Annotated in this window: 4 protein-coding genes; 1 reads left to right on the top strand and 3 read right to left on the bottom strand. The window is 38.4% G+C overall.

The window, feature by feature from the left end:
- Positions 1 to 110: 110 nt before the first annotated feature.
- Both C1709_RS00920 and C1709_RS00915 read right to left on the bottom strand, forming a co-directional pair.
- Entirely contained in the window at positions 111 to 2564 is a 2454-nt protein-coding gene (locus C1709_RS00920) for a hypothetical protein (RefSeq protein ID WP_146035438.1), read from the bottom strand.
- 5 nt (positions 2565 to 2569) lie between these two features.
- On the bottom strand, positions 2570 to 3736 hold the full coding sequence (locus C1709_RS00915) for a hypothetical protein (protein ID WP_102285063.1): 1167 nt from the start codon (positions 3734 to 3736) through the stop codon (positions 2570 to 2572).
- 218 nt (positions 3737 to 3954) lie between these two features.
- Between C1709_RS00915 and C1709_RS00990 the strand changes: the two genes are divergently transcribed.
- Entirely contained in the window at positions 3955 to 4212 is a 258-nt protein-coding gene (locus C1709_RS00990; protein ID WP_180991370.1) for a hypothetical protein, read from the top strand.
- A gap of 125 nt (positions 4213 to 4337) precedes the next feature.
- Here C1709_RS00990 and C1709_RS00910 read toward each other — a convergent pair.
- A partial coding sequence (locus C1709_RS00910) for a hypothetical protein (protein WP_219704713.1) occupies positions 4338 to 4618 on the bottom strand: 281 nt, incomplete at its 5' end.

Genomic DNA, 4618 nt, shown 5'->3' with positions numbered 1-4618 from the left:
AATTAATTTTCGACATGTCCCGATGCCGACCGAACCGAACTTTAATTAGTAAGATTGTCAAAGAACTCATTGGCTGGCAGCCTAAGGCTGCGTAGCCATATACTCAAATTTTAACGAACTATTGTTACCAAATTATTCTTGTTATATTTAAACTCTTTTATCTCTTCATAGGCAATGTCTTGTTTACCTGTTTTTTCGTAAATAACATCTTTTACCGACATCAAATTGTAATGATATATATAAGTATAGTGAAGCCATCCGAAAAAGTAAGACTCGTCATTGTTGTATTCGTTCTTAACCCGTATAAATTGTTGATATGGCGTTACAATATGATCAGAAGACAATGCCTTGTAAACATATGTTTTCTCACGTACTTTATGCCATGAAGCATCAAAATATTCTTCTGATATAAGTTTGCCACGTTCCAGTGAACGACTGGCATACGGGTCTGCTTCAGACCTTCCGCCTGCTGTGAAATAACTATAATCATCATCGGTGTGCGCCACATCTTTGATGTCGTTGTCATAGTTTGAATATCTGTATCTCACATATCCCATACATTCTCCGTTCTTACCTTGTATTTCCTCTATTACCCATGAATAGCCTACATCCGGAGAACTCATGTTTGTGACAGGCGTGCCATACCCTTCCGTTGATTTTACCTCAAGTTTCCATGTCTTGTTAACTGTATATAACAGACTGAGAGATGGTTTCCTATTCAGTATGCCACTGCTTTTGCCATCCACAGCCTTTGAATAGTGATATTTCTTTTTGTTTATAAGATTATCATCTGCATCAAGAGTTTTTATTTCGGAAATCCTCAATCCGACATATTTTTTGTCCCCTTCATCCAAATAAACATTGCCGTTGTTGTCCCTTGTCTGCACATACGAATAATCATTACCTTCATAGACGAAACGTGTTTTTCCTCCTGTCGGGTATATTATTTCTGTCAAAGTTTCTGCCTTTGCCATTGAAGGTATTGTACTTTTTATATAAAAAGATGGATTTATTGAAAAGTTTTCGGTGCCTCCATTATAATATCCCCATGAATCTGTCAAGGGAAAACATCTTGCAAGACCAGCATACGGCATCTTTGTCTTGTCATAGTTAAATCTATAAACAATTCGGTCGTTATTGTCAACATTATTATTGCCAAACGTTATGGTTTTCAATTTCAGTCTTGTATTTTGGTCTGTTCCGGAACCCAAATTATCAGTGTATTCAAATTCTATTTTACTCTTCAGTTCTTCATTATAGGAATATACTTCAATCTTTGATAATGATTTCGATTTCAACGTACCGATAATTCGGTTTTGTATATCTGTTATTCTGTTATAATCTTGCTCGCTATTTGCTTTTATATCAATTAAGAAATATAATAGAGAAGGCTGCATAAACCCAGCATAGGCTTCGTCATACGATTTTATGTTGAAGCAGTCATCGCTAATGTCATAGTTTTTTTTTGGAATTTTTCTGTATAGTGCGAAACGGTCTTTGTACATAAGATTTTTGATTCCTGCATGCCACTGATTTTCGTTGTTAAAAAATATGTCTTCCGTAGATGTGTGAATTTCTGAAAGACAGGTTGAGAACAATAGAAAACCTGTATAAGCAGAGAAATTGGTTATATAACGGTTTGGAACAGTAGTGGGTTTGTTGTATGTTCCATAATAACGTGGCACATAACGAATGTCACATGCAATATATGATTCATAAACAAAATCTATCTTTTGTCCGTTTAGCAGTGTTATATTTTTAAGTTTCCAAGTAGTTGGTGTTAAATCTGCATTTGCACGCAGATAGTAAGGAATACTGTATTCTGTGGCATCATAACCTCCGAACGTGTATCTCACACCATCCGGAGTAATAAGCGTGAATTGGTTGAAGAAACAGTTTTTATCAAAATTTCCAGTCCACTTCTCATAGTTAAGGAATTTTTTTTTCAAATCTTTCCATCTGATAAATCCTTTGTTGTCTGGCGTGAATTCCACTTTAATGTCATCGTCAGAGACAACTGTCCACCCTCCGTTTTCATTATAATAGAAAGTACCGCTGTAGCCACAGAAATTGAATGAGAATTCATCGGGAGTTAGTTCAAACCAGTCACTGCCCCCTTTTTCATCCCTCATCTTTTTCTCTGTATAAGTCTTGAAATCAGAGTTCTTCATTCCCTTCAATTTTGAAGCATGATAATAAAATCCATGACCAACACCTTCTTTGTCCACCTTCTCGTCCATAATGCCACGCACAGTTCTGGTTATTTGCCCTCCTGCCATAAGATTCCAACCAAGCCCCATTATCCCGGAAGGGGTGTTGGGCTTTACTGAAGAAAGATGATAACTTGCACTTATGGGTAGTTTGTAGTCTCCTACTTCTACATCATATAAAGGAATTGAAATATTCGGAATACCGGTATAATGGCTGACGGGAATTTGCCCATATAATCCCAAACTTGCTGCTTCCGGTGTCTGCATATTCTTGACAGGACGTAATTGTCCCCATGAAGTGCAGACATTTATCATAAATAAAATAAACAGCAATGTTTTTTTTCTCATAACCATGATTGTTAATGTTTGATTATTTTTTCACAATAATGACGATTATCGACACAAATGTCAAGTATTACAACTCCAGGTTTCAAAGAACCAATATTTATTTTTTCAATAGATATGCCATCATAAGAATTACCCATTACTTCTTTATTAAATATGCACATTCCACTAATTGTATATAGGCTTAATAACACTTTTGATTCTTTTTGTGAAATATACTCCAAGCGAATCTCTGTTTCGTCTCTGTTTATGAATATATTGTAATCCAAATTGTTTGGCCTTGTTTTATCACCGTAACAATCTCCATTTCCACAATATAACATTTTTTGTTTCACTTTGTTATTATTTTCATCAAAAGTGAGAAATTCTTGATCAGATGGTGAATAATAAAAAGCTGTAACTATAACAGGATTTCCCATTCCCTCTCCAACAGTTTTTACTGTCTCAACTACCGGATAACGACAAGCCGGAGCATACCATCTGTATATATCTGTCTTGTAAACATTTAATCCGCAATCAAGATATTTGTTTATGCTGTCAGCAGAAAAACATCTACCAAATGTAATGTTTTCAAGGCTATCAACCGGATAATACAGATTTGACATGATGCGCTCGGTATGTACGCGCAACACATTACGTAATGTGTCACCATCCGGAAGTATCAACGTACCAAAGGCATCTGTGGAGGTCTTGTAAGTTCCGAACATCCTAATTGCAGCCTTGTCACAGTAGAGACCTCGGCCATGAAAGATACCGGAAATTGAGTCGCCATATTGCATTGGATATTTCATTGTGATTTCCGGATAATCATAATTCATCAATGTTGTGTTGTTTTCGAAACCAATTTGTAGCACAGAGTCATTACGCACATCATAATAGTAACGCGTGCCATGTTGGATTTCGGTCATGCGGGATGGAAAAGCTTCTTGTTCTTTGAAACTCACACGATATTTATCGTTGAGCACTTCAATGTTTCCGAGATCCCATAGTACAGACTTGCCGTTTCTGCCAAGATTCTCGTATTTAATCTGTTTTTTGAGAGTCACATCACCTGCACGAAAAAGATTACATTCGCGATTGACTGTAACTTGTGCTCGGCTCAAATGTCCATGCATGAGCAGTACAATTAGAAAAACGGAACTAATATATTCCTTGTAAATAATTACTGGGGAGTTTTTCATTATCTTTAATTCAGCAGCACTTTGATTTAATAATTTTCATAAGTATTGAGCAACGATACATCGCGCGGTAATTTGTCATGCAAGAAATTTCAATTGACTTAGGCCGCATAAGATGTCAAACAAAATTCCGAAAGACATGGCTAAGATATAAATAAAATCGGAAATACTTACATGTTTCGGCAAAATATTTCGATTTTTAGAAAATATTAACACACACATTGTTGCAAAAGAATGGTATTTATTACGTTTTCTTTTCATTGCAGGAGCGTGATGCGCCATTCGCAACCTGGTTTGTAGTCAACCAGAATGTAAACACGGCGAGTTTGGTCAGCAAATACGGCGAATTTGGTCGGCAAATACGGCGAGTTTGGTCGGCAAATACGGCGAGTTTGCTTTACTGCCGGCATCAAAGTGCAAACCGGTTTACAGTCAAGCAGTATGCCCGCAGCCACCACAGTGGTTCTCCTTATTTATGACCGGTCTGTGTTTAAAAAAGCAAAGACGGCGGAGTGTTTTATGGAATACCCCACCGTCTTTATTTTTACAGATGTTCAAAATCAATATTTCCGATTTCCAACTTCCACTTGCACGGGAAAGGCCCCTAAGCCTCCGCAGGGGTTTCCTGGGCAGGAGCCTCTTCGGTCTTGGCTTCCGCTGCCGGAGCCTCCGCTGCCGGAGCCTCTTCTGCAGGGGTTTCCTCAGCAGGTGCTTCCTCTGCCTTTGCCGCAGCCTCTGCCTCTGCCTCGGCTTTCGCGGCAGCCTCTGCGGCCTTCTTCTCTGCCACCTTCTTTGCCGTGGCCTCATTGATTTTCCTCTCGGCCTCGAGCTCCTTCGCGGCGGCATCTGCCATCGCCTTTGCTTCGGAGTCGCGCACGGCATCAA

Source organism: Metaprevotella massiliensis (assembly GCF_900241015.1).
Note: the sequence above shows the minus strand (reverse complement) of the source record. Positions and strands in the feature narration are given on the sequence as shown.